Below are 18,538 nucleotides of genomic sequence, written 5' to 3'. Positions count from 1 at the left end.
AATATTCCCGAAGCGCAAGGGTTAGAGAATTGTTTGAGTGTACTGGAAGAGGGGTGGCATTATCGTCATGCCCAGATTGTGCGATCACGACTAACCCAGTCAAGGTATCTTTTGAAACCCCATACCCACCTGAAGAAAATGAGCATCGCCCGTTAGCACCATGTCAATCCCCAATTCTTTCATCACAACCATTGAAGTCAGAACGTTTCGCTTGAGTGGCAGGTAGACGCTTAAAAAACAGAGTAAAGGTTTCATCGAATACATAATCTGTGGTGTAAATAACACCATTTTTATTCTGAAAATTCATATAAAAATTCACAACCTCTTGATGTTGATTTTCTCCTTTATTATGGAGAGTCAACCAGCCCCAAGTATCGATGAACAGCTTAGGTTTCATAAATTTCGATATCTATAGCTTTAGCTAAACCACTGTAAGAAACTGCTCCAATAAATTCTGACATCGGATCGGAAGTAGAAGCCGATGTTTCTTTTTTATTATTAGGCTCTACGTCGCTTTGTTCGGGGGAAGTATACTGATTTTGACAGTAGAGTAAAAACCCAACAAATTGCAAGACATCTTGGAGTCGATCTTCGGGGAGTGATTCAATCTCCCTCAATAACTGTTGTTTTAGGCTAACAAGGGGTGTCATAGTGTTTCCCGTATTTACTACAATTCACATCCTTCTCTACCCATTGTATATTCATCTTCTCCATTTGGCTCAAATCCCGATATTCGGTTGACAAAGTAGTGGTGAAGACAGCGCCGACTCCGCAGGGGGAGACGATGTTAAAGCAGTATCTGCCAAAGACTACTACTATAGAAACAACGAGTTAAACTAAAAGTATTACCAAGGAGGGCTGAATGAATGATCAGGAGTTGGCAATTCTACTCAATGATCTGGAATCGGATCGGGTAGAACGTAAAGCTTCAATAGCTGACCGAAATATCATTCGTCAGGCTATTTGTGCTTTTGCCAATGACTTACCCAACCACCAGCAACCCGGAGTCCTGTTTATTGGCGTTAACAATGACGGAACTTGTGCAAACTTGCCAATTACTGACCAATTCCTGCTCACTCTCTCTGATATACGATCCGATGGAAATATTCTGCCTTTTCCGTGCATGATTGTCCAGAAACGAACGATTAGTGGATGTGAATTAGTGGTTGTCATCGTAGAACCCTCTGATGATCCACCGGTGCGCTTCAATGGACGGATTTGGGTACGAGTGGGTCCGCGCCGAGCAACGGCTACACGACAAGAAGAGCGTCGTTTAGCGGAAAAAAGGCGGGCAAAGGATTTACCTTTTGATATTCTCCCTCTACCATCGGCTAGCTTAGATGACCTAGATTTAGACTTATTTCGGCGCGTTTATTTACCTTCATCTTTAGCGATTGATATCCTAGAAGAAAATGAACGCTCTATTGAGCAACAACTCACCTCAATGCGCTTTGCCACAGTTGAACCCCAGCCCAAACCAACAGTATTGGGTGTCTTAGTCGTTGGTAGTGATCCACGACAATTTCTTCCGGGTGCCTATATTCAATTTCTGCGTATTGATGGCAGTGAATTAACAGATCCTATTAAAGATCAGAAGGAAATTGGCGGTTCACTTCCTGATTTACTCCGAATACTTGACGCAACGCTTCAAGCTCATATTTCCATAGCCACAGATATCACAGCCCAGCCTATTGAAATGCGACAGCCTGATTATCCCATTGTGGCGCTACAACAACTAACCAGAAATGCCGTGATGCACCGCATTTATGAAGGAACATACGCGCCAGTTCGGATTACCTGGTTTAATGATCGTATCGAGATTCAAAATCCTGGTGGTCCTTTTGGTCAAGTGACTAAGCAAAACTTTGGTCAGCCCGGTGTAACCGATTACCGCAATCCTCATTTAGCCGAAGCGATGAAGAACTTAGGTTATGTGCAGCGATTTGGAGTCGGAATTCAATTGGCACGCAAAGAACTACAAAAAAACGGTAATCCACCTCCAGAATTTGTCGTCGAAGACGCCCATCTGTTAGTCACACTTAAGAAAAAACCATGAACACAACGATTATTGCGTTTTTCAACAACAAAGGCGGTGTGGGTAAAACGTCATTAGTTTATCACTTAGCCTGGATGTATAAAGATATGGGGTTGCGAGTTGTTGCTGCTGATCTCGATCCTCAAGCTAACCTGACGGCTGCATTTCTGGACGAGGAGCGATTGGAAGAACTTTGGTTAGGCAAGGATGCTCATACAGTTTTTGATTGTATACAACCGCTATTAAAAGGAACGGGTGATATTGATAATCCCTACCTGGAATTCATTGAAGAAGCTCAGTTATCGCTTTTTGGAGGAGACTTAGGGCTTTTGGTGGGCGATTTATATCTTTCTGGTTTTGAAGATGAGCTTTCAGCACAGTGGCCCAATTGTTTAGGTGGAGGGGGTCAAGAAAGAGCGTTTCGGGTTATGTCTGCCTTCTGGAGAATTATGCAAAAAGCCGCTTTAGCTCATAACGCTGATGTTATATTACTGGATCTTGGTCCTAATTTGGGAGCAATTAATCGGGCGGCGCTAATTTCAGCCGACTATGTAGTTGTTCCTCTTTCACCGGATTTATTTTCGTTGCAAGGGTTACGGAATCTGGGTCCAACCTTACGGACATGGCGCGAAGAATGGCAAGAACGATTAGCAAAAAAAAGTTCTCCAGGAAAGAAGGGTTTAGCCACAGATTTACAGCTTCCTCAAGGCAAAATGCAGCCGATTGGATACGTGGTTTTGCAACATTCAGCCCGATTAGATCGTCCAGTGAAGGCGTACAACCGTTGGATTGCGCGTATTCCAACGGTTTATCATGAAGATGTATTAGATCAGCCGCTGAGTAATGCTCTTTCTGTAGCTGATGATCCGAATTGTTTAGCCTTACTAAAAAACTATCAAAGTTTAATGCCCATGGCTCAGGAAGCCCGTAAGCCTATCTTTCACCTAAAACCGGCTGACGGGGCGATTGGCGCTCATACTTATGCGGTGAGGAATGTCTACCGAGAATTTGAAAAATTGGCTCGCGCGATCGCACAACGAACAGGAGTAAAACAGTTGCCAACACCAACTGTGCCTTGATAGCATAAGTAGGTTGGTGAAAATAAACCTAACTATCCACGGAAGTCTCACATTGGCAAGGGTTTCGCGATCGCACTTGTCCAGTCCGTAAGGTTGAGTTAATTTAAGCCAATCCACTGATTTTTTGTTGATTATTGCTCTTGTGTTTATTTAAAACAGAGAATACAATAACCATTGAGACTTGAGTGTTTCTAAACAAATCTTTATGTTTTCATGAAATCTTCTAGCAATCAAAACTCTTATCTGCCCGCCGCCAATGCTCAAACTGATGGCATAGATGAAGCTTGGACTGGAACCAACGAACAATGGTGGAATTGGTACATTTCATTGGCTGACAATAGCGAAAAGCAGCTCAACCGAGAAGGATTGATTGTTCAACCTGAATATGTTGTACAGAAAGTTCCCTCCATTGAGGAACTGCGAAAAGAGCTAGCCGAACCTTATCCTATTTCAGACCATCAAATTCAACAATTTCAAACGGACAGTTATATCAGAATTAAAAATATTCTCAGCCCCGGAGCTTTATATCTGTTACGAAAAAAATTGAAGCAGTTATTCGAGCAGCATAACAAACTTGACTCAAACCGACAATTCAGCAGTCGAGAAATGATGTGGATCGAAAGTGAAATTGCTAAGGAATTTGTCCTGAGCAAAAAGTTGGGTCAGTTGGCAGCAGAGTTATTACAAGTATCAAGCGTTCGGATATATCACGATGACTTTTTGTGCAAAGAGCCGGGATGCGGTCGTACTCCCTGGCATTATGATGGTCACCATTACCCAATTGCTAGCCATAATGTTGGCACGATGTGGATTCCTTTACAGCCAACTCCCAAAGAAATGGGTCCGCTGGAATTAGCCAAAGGCATGGAGAACTATAAGCTAGTTCAGGAAATCCCCTTTGATAAGTTTTGTAAAGGTCATGATCGCGCCATATCCGAAATGATTGAATCTCACGGTATTGTGATTGATCGGGAACCATTCCAACTTGGGGAAATCAGTTTTCAGCATTGTTTAAATGTTCATGGAGCGGGCGCTAACTATACCACCCAACAACGGATAGCTTTTGGCATCAGTTATTTTGAAAATGGAGCTAGTGTTATTAATTCTCCAACGCTGATTTCTGGTGATTGGCAGAAGTTTATGCCCGGTATCCAGCCGGCGGAACCTATTGCGAGTCCCTATAATCCGATTGTTTACGATAAGTAGGTAGGTACAATCAGGACTTACGCATCTACACCGCATATCGTGGCAAAGGTGGGTTACGCTACGCTCTCCCCACCCTACACATAGAGGCTTTGCGTAAGTCCTATACAATAAAAGTTAACGGTGGAGTTTGACCCAATAAGTGCTTTCGTTTTAGTGTCTATTCGGTCAAAAACGAAAGCACTTTTACTTAACAAGCAGCATCTCCCTCATCTCCCTCATCTCCCCCAACCTGAGCACCTAGGGGCGTGGCGGGTAATCGGGACACCTGTTGGCGGATACCCCGCCCGATCTGTGGGCTGGTAAAATACCTAATACCTAACACCTACCCCCACGACAATACAAGCAAAACCTTACTCATAATCCAGTTTTGGATCAACCTTAAACGTCCCCACAGACGCCTGCAACTCTCGCGCCACTTCCACCGTTTTTCGCAGCGAATTTGACACTTTCGTCGAGGAATCAGAGGTTTGGGCTGAAACCATAGCAATCTCATACATCAAACTACTCACCGCTTGCGCCGTTTGAGTCTGAGACACCGTAGCCGTAGAAATTAACTGCACCAATTGGTCAATCTGATAGGATACCTCTAACATCTGACCCAAACTATTCTTGGCATCATCCACTAACTGTGTTCCTTCTACCACCTGCTTGGTACTTTGTTCCATCGCCTCAACCACCATCGCCGTTTCCCGTTGAATACTCTCAACAATCTCTTCAATTTCTTGAGTCGCCGCCGCTGATTTTGCTGCCAATTCTCCCACTTCTTCGGCAACAACGGCAAAGCCTTGACCCTCTTCACCAGCCCGTGCTGCCTCAATCCCGGCATTAATCGCAAGTAAGTTGGTTTGTAGGGCGATTTTCTCAATGATAGATACCACCTTAGCAATCTGTTGAGACGACTCACCCAAACGCTTCACCTTTTTCGCCGTCTCCCCAATCGTACCCCGCAGATTTAAGATATTCTCTACCGTTAAATCCATCGCCGCTTGACCCATTTGTGCCGTATTCGATGCTGTACCCGCAACAATTGCCGCTTGGCGAGCATTCTCGGCGACTTCTTCAATCGACTGGGTCATTTGTTCGACAGAATTTAAAATTTGAGTCGTTTCTTCTGCCTGTTTCAGTGCTGCTTCTGCCAGTTGCTGAATCGCTTTCTCGTCTTCACCAACCGCCATATTCACCTGAAGCGCTGACTCTTGTACCCGCGTGACAATCTGCCGCAAGTTCTCCACAATTGAGTTAAAAAAGTCAGCAACGGTGCCAATTTCACCAATATTTACTTCTGCCCGTACTGTTAAGTCCCCTCGGGCTGCTCCTTCTACATCATTGAGCAGTTCAACTAATTGCATTTGAATGGCTTCTTTTTGTTTACGTTGCTCCTCTGCCAGTTGTTCGGCTTTTTGACGGGATTGTTCAATTTGGGCTAAGAAATCTAAACGGTCTAAGGCTGAACCGAGTTGAATCGCTACCTGTTTAAAGAAGGTCATTTCTGAGTCTTGCCACACCCGAGTACTGGAACATTGATGAGTCACTAACAAGCCGTGAAGATCACCATACGCCAAAATCGGCGCGACTAAATTGGCTTTGACTTTAAAGGGTTCGAGTTGACCTAAGTAACACTGGCTCAAACCCGCCTTTTGAATGTCTTCAATCGCCTTGACTCGACCTTTCTTATATTTCTCCACATATTGATCGGCAAAACAGGGGTCAGCAATATTCGCGCCCAAGGCTTTGGGAAAGCCTGCCGCCACCGATTCAGCCAAGATCGTGCCTTTCCAGTTTTTGTCAAATAGATAAACGATCGCGCGATCGGTTTTCATGGTTTTGCGAATTCCTGTAATCGCGGCATGATAAATTTCGTCCACGGTCACGGATTCCCGAATACTGGATGTAATTTCATTCAGTTGTTGCGCCCGTTCGGTTTCCGCTTCTTTTTCGACTAAGAAGTTCACCCGGTCTAAGGACAAACCGACTTGAATGGCTAATTTCTTGAGAAATTCAATTTCTGACGGTTGCCAATTATGGGGCGCATTACAGTGATGGGCAATCAGTAAGCCAAATAACTGCTCATCTTTGAGAATGGGGGTGACCAAATTGGCTTTCACTTGTAACCGTTCCATTAACTGGAGGTGATCCGGGTGAAATCCCGCTTCAAAAACATTATTGGTGGGTACGACTCGTCCTTGTTTGTAAGCTTCGATCAGAGCATCCCCAATACAAGGGTCTTCAATTTTATCCCCCAAGGCACGAGTCCAAGCGGGAGCGACGGCTTCATTGGAGATGTATCCCCGCCAGTCGGGTTGGAACCGATAAATTACCACCCGATCAACGTCCAGAATTTGTAACGCTCCTTGAACAGCCGTCTGGAAGACTTCCTCTAAGTCTTGTTCAGTCCGAGCGCGGGAAATAGCGATGTTGGCAAATAATTCTGCCTGTTGAGTTTCTGCCGATTGCTGATAGAGTAATCCCTTAACACTGGTGACCAGATTATTAAACGCTTGTGACAAGAGGCGGGTTTCTGTCGGACCGACGGGTTCAGCGTGAACATTGAGATCCCCTGCAATCATTTGTTCAGCCGTGCCCACCAATTGTTTTAAGGGCATTGCCAAGCGACGGGCTAAAAATAACAGGATTGCTGCGATCGCACCGCCTAAGAGCAGAAACGCTAAGGAAAAGGTCAGCGCGGCTTGAGATCCAGTGCTGCGGAGGTCACTCAGTTCCATGGAAACCGCAATCACCCAGTTGGTTTGGGGAACGGTGACCAGAAGATAACGGCGACCCGCGTATTCAAAGTTAGCGCTTTTTTGAGGATCACCAACCTGAGAGGGGACTGACTCTAGGGTTAAATCCTTGAGTGGCAAATTACTCGCTACTGATTCCGCCTGAGGATTCTGAGACTGTAGGCTATCGAGCAACATTTTGGCACCTTGCGCGATCGCATCACCCCCCACAACCGTCTGTTGACCTTCTCCATCCTGAATCCCGACGTTATGAATTACAGTGACATTACCCTCTTGGGTCAGGGCTAAAAGTTGTACGATTTGAGAATTAACTAAGTGTAAATCTGAGAGCAAATTATTCAGCACCTTACCGAACGCTGTGGCGGGTAAGACCCCTTTGACCACACCCAGAAATTCACCTGAGTTCGGATCAGTAATCGCTTGGCTCAGTTCAATTCCAAAGGTATTTGCCGATTGATCAAACGTCGGTTCGATTAACCGACCCTCACCTGTTTTCGTTGCTTGCCACCATTGTTCATCCCGTTGCACAAAGTCCGAGGTCGGGCGACTATATGCAACGTTAAACCCGTGTTTATCGGTAAAAAATAACTCCGAAAATTCGCTAATTTCTGCTGTTTTTTGAAGATAACTATTCAGAGATAAATTGGGTTGGACAATTTTATTCGTGGCGAAGGTTTGTTCAAGCTGCTCAATCGGAATTATCGGCAGTCCTTCAGCTTGAGCCACTGTTGCCGTATTCTTAGCCGCATTAATGACTAACGGATTATGCGCCACAATTGCCGGAATTTTTTCGGCTTCGGCTAACAACTCAGTGACCAGATCACTGGTTAATAATGCTTCATTTTGTAATAACTGCTCAGTTTGTTCTTGGCTGCGTCCCGAAATAATTCCAGATGTCACCAATCCCGCTAATCCCAAGGGAACCAGTACAGCCGGCAAAATGGTTTGTAATAACTGAATCCGCAGGGGAGTACTGTTCTGGGATAATAACCGATTGTAGCTCCCTGGAAGAGTACGCCCCAGGAAAGAAGGCTGTTTATTGACCTCTGGAGGAGTCATTCCTGGGGGGGGAACGGATTCGAGAGGGAGTTGGCTGTTAGGATAATTCGTTGCACTATTTTGATACCCTCTATTCAAAGTGTCTTCATGGGATTGAGAGTTATAAGTGTTAAGTGGATCAAATTTAGTAGCCATGAAATGATGTCCTTGAAATGAGAGTCTTTTGAGAGAACTAAATCTAAATCTAAAATTTACAATCCAAAACGGTATCAGAGGACTTCTGGTGTTACAAAACACGACAGACACTTATCCTCAGGGGTTGTCCAAAAATAAACTCGCATTTTTTGCTAGAGTCCTAATTCACCAATAGCAAATGACAAATGACAAATGACAAATGACAAATGACAAATGACAAATGACAAATGACAAATGACAAATGACGATATTGGATTAAAGCACTCGTCTACACGCCACACTAGCCGCCTTGACACCCCCACCAGAGGCAATTAAAGCACCTATGGGACCGCCAACTGCTTCCCCGGCTATCGCCATTTCAATCGCCACCGTCAACGTACAAACATCTAAATCCGCTTCTGATGCAGGTTGCGCTTCTGGATGGTTGTCTTTCCAGGCTTGGGCTAAAGGAACGGCAAGTTCTGCTAATTGATTTTCGAGGTCAAATTGCTGTACTTCTTCAGAAGATACAAGTTCAGAGGTTGAGGGATTGAGATTATGTAATTGCTTGTCGGATTTGAATGAACTCATAGTGCTAGTACCTAAAAAAACACCACATTCAGGAATAGTGGGATTGAAGCGAAAACGATAGATTTACCCTGGTGGTGTCCAACCTTGAGGAGAACAGAAGCAACAAAGGTGAGCGATCGCAGACCCTAGGCTTTCATTCCCAGATACGGTTGAATTTGTAAGACAGTCGTATAACTTGTAATACACTTTCCTTATCATAGGTCAACTACACCAGCATCAGCAACTAAGTCTTAGAGGTTTCATCGAGTCTTCATAAACTAGGGGATCAGGCAGCAGGGGTGTGACAGTGGAGGGAGGTGAACTCACGCGCCATGCCTCGCAGGGGCGAAGAGTCATCACTCCTAATGTCCCGGCGGTGTCACTCAAACAGCACCGTCACCTCACTGGATTGGGTAAAATAATTCCAAATCGCGATCGCTAAATCATTCTCATATTCCAGCTTTTCGATACCCTGACAATTCCGGCAATCCCCTATACATGATGACGCTTGACCATCTAATGCCCCCTCTGGAATTGCCAAACAAATGTTTACAACCGGGATCTCGTTTCCCTCACCCAATCCGTTATAGGTGCTGAACGTCACTGCCGCAACATAGTCCATATTGATGATCAAATCGGCGAGTCGGATGAATGCCAAGATAAACTCCTCGCACAGATAATTCAATAACTGTTTTGTCAAAAAAAACCTACATAAAAAGGTTAAGTCATACACCCAATTGGCGTAGTCACGATTGACCTGTTCAATTTGGTGTCGTAGATGCGCTGACTGGCAACAGACTAGATCAGAGAGATTCCCCTAGCTTGAGTTTTTCTCAAAGGTCGGGTTTCTTTTCTATGCCATTGCGATGACCCTGAAAACGTACTTAACCGTAAGATAGCGTAAAACACGTAATACACCAATAGCATGATAGTCAATCTGCACGCTTATCGGCAATAGGCTGATCACAAACATTGGGTGATTAGGGACTGGGGACTGGAAAAATTCTCCTCCGCACCTCTGGAACAGGCTTCCCCATCTTCCCTCACTCATCCTTTAAAAAAATCTAGCAACGCCTTGGCTGTCTGTTGCGGCGCTTCCTCTGGGAGAAAATGACCGCAGTCTAACGCCTGACCCCGAACATCGATCGCGCGATCGCGCCAGGTTTGCAGGACATCATAGCGGCGTTGCATTAAGCCTTTTGCTCCCCATAACACCAACAGAGGACATTGAATCTTCTGGTCAATATCCGCCTCATCGTGGTCTAGATCAATTGAGGCGGCGGCGCGATAATCCTCACAGGTAGCGTGAATCACATCAGGTTGACTGAAGCAGCGAATATACTCCGCCATCGCCGCTTCGGTAAACCCCGCCTGTGTCGCACTCCATTGGTGCATCTTGGTTTTCAGGTAAAATTCTGGGTCTGCACCAATCAGTCGTTCGGGAAAATCATAGGGCTGGATCAGAAAAAACCAATGTTCGTAAGCCGTCGCTAATTCTTTATCCACCGTTTGAAAAATCGTGCGGGTGGGTACAATGTCCAGAACCGCCGCCTTATCCACCCGATCAGAATGATCAAGCAGCAGGCGATGCAACACCCGTCCGCCGCGATCGTGACCGGCGGCGAAAAAATGCTTAAACCCCAAAATATCCATCAGTTCCACTTGGTCTTGGGCAGTTACCCGTTTAGAATAGGTCAGATGGACTGGATCAGAGTGGGGTTTATCACTGTCACCATAGCCGCGCAAATCTGCACAAATCACCGTGAAGTACTGTGCCAGAACGGGCGCAACCTGATGCCACATTACATAAGTTTGCGGATAACCATGGAGTAGTAACAGAGGATATCCTGCGCCACCCATAACCAGATTAATCGTGGCGTCTGAGGTGGTAATCCGATGCTGGGTAAATTGCTCAAACATACGTGCTAACAGGGAATAAGTACAGGACTTACGCAAAGCCTCTATTCGTAGTGTGTGTTAGCGTAGCGTAACGCACCTTTGCTACTACATATGGGGTCGCTGCGTAAGTCCTAAAGTAGACAGATCTTAACCAAATACGTTAGTTTATACTCAGATAGAGTATCTTGCTGTTACTCAGATGGTGCATAGGGTGAAATTCCTTCCCAACAGCAGATACAGGCGTTTCCGATTAGTTATCCGTTTTTTGAGCGCGATCGCGCCGTTGAGTCAATTCAGAACATTTACGTTTCAAGGCAAGCATCTACTCTTCTAGTGCATCGGTTCCATCTTTGAATCAGATGCTAATTCTTTTGACAAAGAAAAAGAATACTAGCAGTGACCTGAAACTCTCGTGTTATGACGTAGATCGGGAAGCCGCTTGTACCAGGTCACACATTTCTATTTATAAAAAATAATTTCATTATTACGAATGAACTTAACCCGTCTAATTCAAGAGTTAAACGACTATAGTAAACATGGAAACGGAGAACTAATTCTAAAAAACTCTCAGGCATTTTGGACATTGTACTTGGTTCGGGGTCAATTACTTTATCCGAAGAGTAAACATCATCCCGTGAGACGCTGGAACCGGGCAATCAATCAGCATCGGTCGAATTGGCACTGGAGGACTGATTACTCCCAGTTTTCCAACAATCCTAGTTGGGAATGTCAGCTCATCGATCGCGGATTGAGCCAAAAACAACTTAGCCTAATTCAAGCCAAGTTAATCATTCGCAGTTTAGTTCAAGAATGTTTATTTGAACTCACGCCTTACACGGATTTGAACAGAGACTGGAAGTCCACCCAAACAGCGATATCGACATTTTGCAAAGTTGTTGCCTTATCCAGCAACGAAATACAAACGATTCTGAGTACAGCCGAACAAATGCAGCAACAATGGCAAGCGGCTGGGTTGAGTCACCTTCACCCGACTCTAGCTCCTATTTTACAAGAGGGAGCAGACATATCCGAATTGCCGATCGCAGACAAGCATCTCAATGGACAATTCACCTTGTGGGATATTGCAGTTGAGCGAAATCAATCCATCATTGAAGTTACTCATTCTTTGATGGATTGGACTAAACAAGGGATAGTCAAATTTAAAGACATTCCTGATTTGACCTTACCAAACAGCAACGATAATCTGGGGAATGCTCCGATAGTTGCTGATAAAAAGCCACCTGAAATTAAGCAAAATCAACTCAAAACAAAAACGCCTTTAATTGCCTGCATTGATGACAGTCCGGTGTTAACGCTCACGTTACGAAAAATTCTAATTCCGAATGGCTATCAAGTATTGAGTATTCCCGAACCGATGCGAGGGTTCTCTCAACTGATTGAACATAAGCCAGATGTAATTTTGCTTGACCTCCTTTTACCTAATGCTGATGGCTATAGCATTTGTAAGTTTCTGCGAGAAACTCCTGTGTTTAAAAAGACACCGATTATTATATTGACGGCTAAAAATACATCAATTGACCGGACTCGCGCTCAACTTGTGGGTGCAACCGGATTTTTAGCGAAACCGCCTCAAGCTCAAGAATTGCTGGATATGGTGCAGCAACATTTGGGATAAGGCAGCAAGAAAGCAGGAGGCAGATGCTAACTGTAGGGGCACGGCACTGCCCATTGGTGTCAACTTAAGCTCAACCCCTCTCCCCCAGCCCCTCTCCCACGCCGGGGAGAGGGGATGGGGGTGAGGGCAGTTCCCCTTCTCCCGTGCAACGAAAGCTCCCGCATCCTCTGTCCTCCCCCCTCTTGTAGGCTATGCATTACTCACATCTTTCTTAACATAAATTTCCTTGACTTTAGCAGTAGTTTTGGGGGAAAGTAAAAGCCTCTTTCTGGGCAATGTCATGCAGTCGTCGCAGACCTTGCCAAATAGTTTTAACCCCCGGTTCGCCATCATGAGAACGGGCTAAGAACCCGCCGAGTTGGGCGATCCAACGCACGGCATCTCTTAAATTGGGAGGGGAGTCAGGGGGGTGAGGGTGATGATGAATCGTGCAATAAAGACCCTGCCACTCATGGGTTTCTAAAATAGTGTCGGCAGGCAGATCGGGATGGTAACGGGCGAGATAGGTGATCCATAATAATCGCCAAGCGACAATCGTGTAGGTAGCCAAAGCACGGTGGATGCGATCGGCACTTTCCAATTGAAGTTGTTCAAGGCGACAACCGCTCTTGAGAACATAATGATAACGTTCAATCAACCAACGATAAGAATACCAACGTAAACATTGCACCAAATCCTCAAAGCAAGTGATGACTAAGGTGGTTAGGAGTAACCAATTAACGGGTTCCACACCCGGAGGTGGGTCAACTTCAAGTGCTTGAATCACCTGTATATAGACAGGTTGAAGGTGTTGAGCTTGTGGATGAGTATGGGGGGGTTGTAATTCTACGGTGGTAGTCCGCAGTGTGAGAGTGGCGATTCGAGTTTGACGCTCTGGATGTCGTCTCAATTCCAAGGTAAGTTGACCCGTTGGCGTAACGTTCTCTTCGGGCTTGCTGCAAGCGCTGCACTTGTGGTTCGGGCTGTGTAGACTTGACACAACGATTGTGGTTAGCCCGAATGATCAACTCACTGTTTGGGCGACGGGGCAATGCCAACAACTCATAGATATCAGCTTCTCGGTCAGCAACTGTTACCACGGTTGTTTCCGGTGGGATTAGGGTTTGAGTCGCCTGCAGTGCCGTTAACCAGCGATAAGATTCTTTATCTTGAATATCTTTTTTGTGTCGTTGATGTTTCTTACCCAAAAAGGCAGGGTCTCTTGTCCAGACTTGTTGATGTAAGACTCCTAAAGGTATTCCGGAAGCGCTACTACAAAAGACCGAATGCACTTTTAAACCCGATGATTTACTATTGTCTAGATAACCCATACCTTTCTTGCTGGGATGATGGGTGAAATTGAGTTCTGTCGTATCTTGAATCGCAATAACGACCGCTTCGGCTTTGATTCTATTGAGAGTACTGGTTTGGTGAGCTTGAACAATCGAGGAGGCTTTGACATGAGGAGAACTCCAAAAATCATACGCCCCTTGGGTTGCTGCCCAGTTTCCCGATGCTTGGGGTATGCTGGCGCAGGGTTGGGCAGCCAAGTCACTCACTAGACGTATGAGCCTTTTTTTGCGGCGCACATCCCCCAAGTCGGCGTATTGCAATTCTGCGGCTGCCCAATCGCTCATTTGAATTACCTCCTAATCTTTTCGGCTTGCTGGCTTTTCACACCAACAGTCAATCAAAAAAGTGAAACAAAAATTCACATTATTAACCTTTTGAGTGATCGCGCGGAGCGCCGTGCCGGAGGCAATCGCGCTGTTTTACACCAACCACCCAAAACATGGGAAGGGGGAGAGTGCCATAGCTCAACTAGATTTGTTGCGATCTGCGATCGCGTCGCCTTTAACCAACCGCTCAAAACTTTCCTGAGGACAAGTTACATCGGTTAAGCCAAGTTGCTGAAGTCCCATGGATGCAAGGGAAGGCTGTTACTGTACCACACCCTGTTGTCAGTGTGCCGTATTCTCACGTTGACGATGGATCAGGGACTACCGAGGGAGCATATTAATAAATGTAACGTCATTAGGTTGAAACCTAGATATGTCCAGCCTTCTGAATTGTTAAGAAAGATGTGAGTAATGCATAGCTCTTGTAGGGGGGAACGAGGGGGGTGGGAGTTGGGGTTAGGGGATGAGGGGGAAATGTCGAGGAGTAAATAGACACAGCTTAAAACCTTGCCAGCATTGATTTTCTACCTTAAGTTGACACGGGTGGGCACAGAAGAGCCCCTACTATATAGCAATCCTAAATAGGATGCAACAATCAAAAAGCTTGAAACTAAGGTATAGCAAGGGTTTCATTTTATTCAGCAGCCCCTAAATAGGATTGCTATATGTGGCGTTTGTGCTGGATATGACAGTTTCAGATACCCGACTTCTGAGAGAAATCGGGTATCTTATTTATTGGTGAGTTACGACGATGGACTAATTGAGGGATTTCACATCAATTTTGAAATGGGCAATTAGGGTCATCCGTTCGTAGGATAAGAAGTACAGATGCAAAAGTTCTGGGTTATCCTCATCAAGGTGCATAACCACGCCATCTAGGGCAACTTTGTGATGGTCAATCCACCCGCCCTTAGAATCCAGTAATACGCTGAAATAAGGACTCTTATCGGGATGGTTGGCTTTCAGTTCTTCGTAGTCTTGATAGAACGGAGGAATGCCAATCCCTAGGGGCATATATAACCCGTTGTTGTAGTTTTCTACAGGTAACTGCGGTAGGTCTTTGATATTGACACCACTAATAAACAACTTGTTCTGTTCATTAGTTTTCGTATCCGTGAACGTCAACTCCAGTTCCTGTAAGGTTTCATCGACACCTACAGGGTCAATATTCCGGAGAACGGCTTTGTCAAATTGACCAATGCGCCAGAATTCATTTCCCCAAGGTTTATCCGTATTATAGTATCCAGGGGGAACAAAGGAGCCAAATTGAATCTCATGTTCACCGCTATAGAAATCGCCCCAAGTTTGCAAATTATTGGCGAGAACGGTGCGGACTTTGCGGACTTGCTCACCGGAGACAATTATTTTTTCATCCAGCGGGAAATCGGCTTGAACCTCTTGTTCATCGATGACATCTCGCAGCAAGTCAGTTTTGACCACGGTGCCACTGGGATCTTGCCAATGTTCCATGCGTCGCCAGTATTTCCAGTAGGATATATTGTTGATTTTTTCAAAGACTTCTTTGTACATTCCTAGGGGGAAGTCGAACCATCCTTGGTAGTACATGGCTTTATTGCCATCTTCTTGGGTGGTGAGAATCACTTCCCACAATCCACCATTGATGCAATTGTTGGCTAAGGCGACTTGGTAGAGGTTTTCTTTTTCAAATCCATCGCCGCCACTAATTTCAATATGCTCGGAGTCAGCGGGAAAACTGACCTGTTGACGGTTCCATTCGCGGTCAGTAAAGGCAATGACTTCTAAGCCTTCATCGTTTTTAGTCCATTCAGGGACTTTCGGGGTCAAAAGTTCTAAGTCAATATTTTTAATAACGATTTTAGCGGTGTGGTCGTTATTCGGTTCTAGGACAAAATCGACATGGGTGTCATCCCGTTTAACAACGGTTAAGGTGCGGTCGTTATAGCGGCGGAATTTTTGACTTAAACCTGAGGTATTGGCGGGATATTGAGTATTGGTTAATTCCTTGAGATTAACCTCCATTGCCTCGCTGACTTTATATCGTGTGGTTTGTCGATACGCCAGTCCAGCTCCTCCTAAACCAATGACACCAATACATACGGCAAGGGTGCCAATTAAAAATTTTTTAGTTGTTTTATTGCCTGTTTTGCTTGTGCTTGAATCGGTGAGATGCATTGAATCATCTTGAGGCAAAGCCGAGTTAGACATGCAAGGTTCCCTGGTTTTTTCGTTCTGAATAGCATATTAACCAATAAGTTTTAACTTTTGCAACCTCTTTGTATATCTTTTGGCAAACTTCATCATTTCTTTAAAAAAATAAAAGTATTACTTTACAGTTTCTTTATGTAAAATGATTCATTTTGACTTAAATATTTAGGCAAAATAAGCGGAAAAAGCAATAGATGTAGGGGGTGTAAACGCAAAAAGCGCTATATATAGAGTTTTTGTCGAAACAAGGCTGATTTACCGGAAAATGGCGGAAAAGCATTAAAACTAACAATAGTTGTTCGTTTTGGGGGATAGCCTCTACCTTCAGGCAGAAGACGGAATTGTGAAAATAACTCAAAGTATATTTAAGCAAATACTCGTAAAATAAAAATTTTAATTAAGAGAATATTAATAGTTTTATTTGTGTGTTATAATTATCTTCTTTAGATTAGCTAGTTTCTGAATTTGTCGGCAAAATTAGATAGTTTTAGTATTACACTTTCAGTGTTAATACAAGACAGCTTGTGATATATTTCAATATATTGATATGTCGAGCAATAGACGAAATATAGACGACACAAGGGTTGTGAATTTGTCCTCTAAGTTCTTCCTACGCAGAGTCGCTGTAAGACAGATATGGAAATTTTTGTATTACAGTAGTCCTGACTCTGTAAATACTTTGGCTTGCTCTAAGACCAGTTCAATCGCCAACGCTTGCATATCTGGTGGATAGCCATATTGTCGCAGTAAACGCTTGACCATCACTTTCATTCTGGCTCTGGCACTCTCTTTGAGATTCCAGTCGATGGAGACATTTTTACGAATGCGGCTGACTAATACCCTGGCTAATTTCCGCAGTTGGTCAACTCCCATCACGTCTTCAGCGCTTTGGTTTTGCGCGAGGGCATCATAAAAGGCGAGTTCGTAGGGTTCTAGTCCTAAGTCTTCTCCCCGTTGGGTTGCTGCTTGTACATCTCGCGCCATCTGGAGCAGTTCCTGAATCACATCGGCGACACTAATTACTTGATTTTGGTAGCGACGCAAGGTATGTTCGAGCATTTCGGCTAACTTGCGACTTTGAACGATGTTAGTCCGGCTTTTGGCTTTAACTTCTTCTTTGAGGAGCTTTTTCAACACCTCAACGGCGAGGTTTTGGTGTTCCACGCCTTCGACTTCGGCTAAAAACTGTTCGGAGATAATCGATACATCGGGGTTTTGAATGCCTGCTTCGTCAAAGATGTTAACAACAGTATCGGATACTAGGGCTTGATCAACGACTTGACGAATGGCGGTTTCTAGTTCCCGATCGCTGAGACTACCATCACTAGGTTCGAGTTTACGCAAGCTGGCTTTAATGGCTTGGAAAAACGACACTTTTTCGGCTTGCGCGATCGCGTGGGGATGATGAGCGATTAAGGCGTAACTCCGCGATAAGGCGGTAACAGCGTCTAAAAATCGCGGTTTAATGTCTGGATGAGCGGCATAATTGGTCGCTCCTTTGAGAATATTTAGCTTTTCGGCAATTTCAGCGCTGAAATAAGAGGGGTAGTCGTAATCAGCGAGGATTTGCTCGACGATTTCCAGTTGGGTTAAAAATAAGCCTAGGGCGACGTCTTGGTCGAGGGTGAGTTGACCTTTACCGCCGCTTTGGGAATAAAAGGATAATGCTTTTTTGAGTTCGCTGGCGACGCCGAGATAATCGACAATTAAGCCGCCTTGCTTTTCATAGTAAACTCGGTTGATTCGCGCGATCGCCTGCATTAAATTATGCCCTTTCATGGGCTTATCCATATACATGGTGTGGAGACAAGGGGCATCAAACCCAGTCAGCCACATATCGCAGACGATAACCAGTTCGAGGTCGTTTTCGGGGTCTTTGAGGCGTTGGGCGAGAATTTGGCGATCGCGTTTACTGGTATGATGTTGTACCAGATTGCCTTCATCGGAAGCACTAGCGGTCATTACGACTTTGATTTTGCCGTGGTTAAGGTCGTCACTATGCCAATCAGGACGCCGTTTAATTATGTTGTCGTAGAGGTTGGCGGCAATTTGACGGCTGAGGGTGACAATCATCCCTTTGCCGCGATTGGCGGTTTGGCGTTGTTCAAAGTGGGTGATGATATCATGGGCGATGGTGGTAAGACGTTGGCTCGACCCGACAATCGCTTCAATTTGGGTTTGTTTGGCTTTGGCTTTTTGGGTGGTGTTGAGGTCTTGAACAGACCCTAACTAATTACAAGTAATCTAGTTAGGGATTCTTGCCCTGCTGTTACCACTGGGAACCGCTGTTCTCGGTGGGTATCAGGAACTTTTGCCTTTATACCCCTCCAAGCCATTTCTGAATCGGAGCTAAG

Annotated in this window: 12 protein-coding genes and 2 pseudogenes; 4 read left to right on the top strand and 10 right to left on the bottom strand. The window is 44.9% G+C overall.

The window, feature by feature from the left end; genetic code table 11:
* Nucleotides 1-163: 163 nt before the first annotated feature.
* Both RIG27_RS19135 and RIG27_RS19130 read right to left on the bottom strand, forming a co-directional pair.
* Nucleotides 164-397 carry a hypothetical protein gene (locus tag RIG27_RS19135; protein WP_446347755.1) on the bottom strand — a complete coding sequence of 78 codons (234 nt, stop codon included), beginning with the start codon at nt 395-397 and terminating at the stop codon, nt 164-166.
* Nucleotides 387-650 carry a hypothetical protein gene (locus RIG27_RS19130; RefSeq protein WP_446347754.1) on the bottom strand — a complete coding sequence of 88 codons (264 nt, stop codon included), beginning with the start codon at nt 648-650 and terminating at the stop codon, nt 387-389. Before RIG27_RS19130 ends, RIG27_RS19135 begins: the two co-directional genes overlap by 11 nt.
* A gap of 212 nt (nt 651-862) precedes the next feature.
* Between RIG27_RS19130 and RIG27_RS19125 the strand changes: the two genes are divergently transcribed.
* From RIG27_RS19125 to RIG27_RS19115, 3 genes are all read left to right on the top strand, one after another.
* Nucleotides 863-2,056 (top strand): ATP-binding protein, encoded by a 1,194-nt coding sequence (locus RIG27_RS19125; protein WP_446347752.1) that lies wholly within the window; start codon nt 863-865, stop codon nt 2,054-2,056.
* Nucleotides 2,053-3,114 carry a ParA family protein gene (locus tag RIG27_RS19120; RefSeq protein ID WP_446347750.1) on the top strand — a complete coding sequence of 354 codons (1,062 nt, stop codon included), beginning with the start codon at nt 2,053-2,055 and terminating at the stop codon, nt 3,112-3,114. Before RIG27_RS19125 ends, RIG27_RS19120 begins: the two co-directional genes overlap by 4 nt.
* 213 nt (nt 3,115-3,327) lie before the next feature.
* On the top strand, nt 3,328-4,320 hold the full coding sequence (locus RIG27_RS19115) for a phytanoyl-CoA dioxygenase family protein (RefSeq protein ID WP_446347748.1): 993 nt from the start codon (nt 3,328-3,330) through the stop codon (nt 4,318-4,320).
* Nucleotides 4,321-4,670: 350 nt separating this feature from the next.
* Here the strand turns inward: RIG27_RS19115 and RIG27_RS19110 are convergent, their stop codons facing one another.
* The 5 genes from RIG27_RS19110 to RIG27_RS19090 all read right to left on the bottom strand — a co-directional run bounded on the left by RIG27_RS19110 (nt 4,671) and on the right by RIG27_RS19090 (nt 10,724).
* The gene (locus RIG27_RS19110) at nt 4,671-8,255 is read right to left on the bottom strand and encodes a GAF domain-containing protein (RefSeq protein WP_446347746.1); all 3,585 of its coding nucleotides are present in this window, start codon (nt 8,253-8,255) and stop codon (nt 4,671-4,673) included.
* Between the two features lie 152 nt (nt 8,256-8,407).
* Nucleotides 8,408-8,536 (bottom strand): hypothetical protein, encoded by a 129-nt coding sequence (locus RIG27_RS19105; protein WP_446347744.1) that lies wholly within the window; start codon nt 8,534-8,536, stop codon nt 8,408-8,410.
* Nucleotides 8,511-8,825, bottom strand: a complete 315-nt coding sequence (locus RIG27_RS19100; protein ID WP_446342223.1) for a hypothetical protein — start codon at nt 8,823-8,825, stop codon at nt 8,511-8,513. The genes RIG27_RS19105 and RIG27_RS19100 overlap by 26 nt, the downstream gene beginning before the upstream one ends.
* Nucleotides 8,826-9,183: 358 nt before the next feature.
* Nucleotides 9,184-9,504, bottom strand: coding sequence for a hypothetical protein (locus tag RIG27_RS19095; RefSeq protein WP_446347742.1), 321 nt, complete (start codon nt 9,502-9,504; stop codon nt 9,184-9,186).
* A 347-nt stretch (nt 9,505-9,851) separates the two neighbouring features.
* Nucleotides 9,852-10,724 carry an alpha/beta fold hydrolase gene (locus RIG27_RS19090; RefSeq protein ID WP_446347740.1) on the bottom strand — a complete coding sequence of 291 codons (873 nt, stop codon included), beginning with the start codon at nt 10,722-10,724 and terminating at the stop codon, nt 9,852-9,854.
* Between the two features lie 469 nt (nt 10,725-11,193).
* Between RIG27_RS19090 and RIG27_RS19085 the strand changes: the two genes are divergently transcribed.
* Complete coding sequence (locus RIG27_RS19085) at nt 11,194-12,339, top strand: response regulator (RefSeq protein WP_446347738.1); 1,146 nt, start codon at nt 11,194-11,196, stop codon at nt 12,337-12,339.
* Between the two features lie 232 nt (nt 12,340-12,571).
* Here RIG27_RS19085 and RIG27_RS19080 read toward each other — a convergent pair.
* The 3 genes and pseudogenes from RIG27_RS19080 to RIG27_RS19070 form a co-directional block, all read right to left on the bottom strand.
* Nucleotides 12,572-13,955: pseudogene (locus RIG27_RS19080) on the bottom strand (IS4 family transposase).
* Between the two features lie 798 nt (nt 13,956-14,753).
* Entirely contained in the window at nt 14,754-16,184 is a 1,431-nt protein-coding gene (locus RIG27_RS19075; RefSeq protein WP_446347736.1) for a hypothetical protein, read from the bottom strand.
* 651 nt (nt 16,185-16,835) lie between these two features.
* Nucleotides 16,836-18,407, bottom strand: a pseudogene (locus RIG27_RS19070) (type I restriction enzyme endonuclease domain-containing protein); the annotation flags it as partial.
* Nucleotides 18,408-18,538: the final 131 nt, after the last annotated feature.

The sequence above is a fragment of the Coleofasciculus sp. F4-SAH-05 genome (assembly GCF_040222985.1).
GTDB classification, from domain to species: domain Bacteria; phylum Cyanobacteriota; class Cyanobacteriia; order Cyanobacteriales; family Coleofasciculaceae; genus Coleofasciculus; species Coleofasciculus chthonoplastes.
The sequence above is the reverse complement of the archived record's forward strand: the minus strand, read 5'-3'. Positions and strand labels throughout refer to the sequence as shown.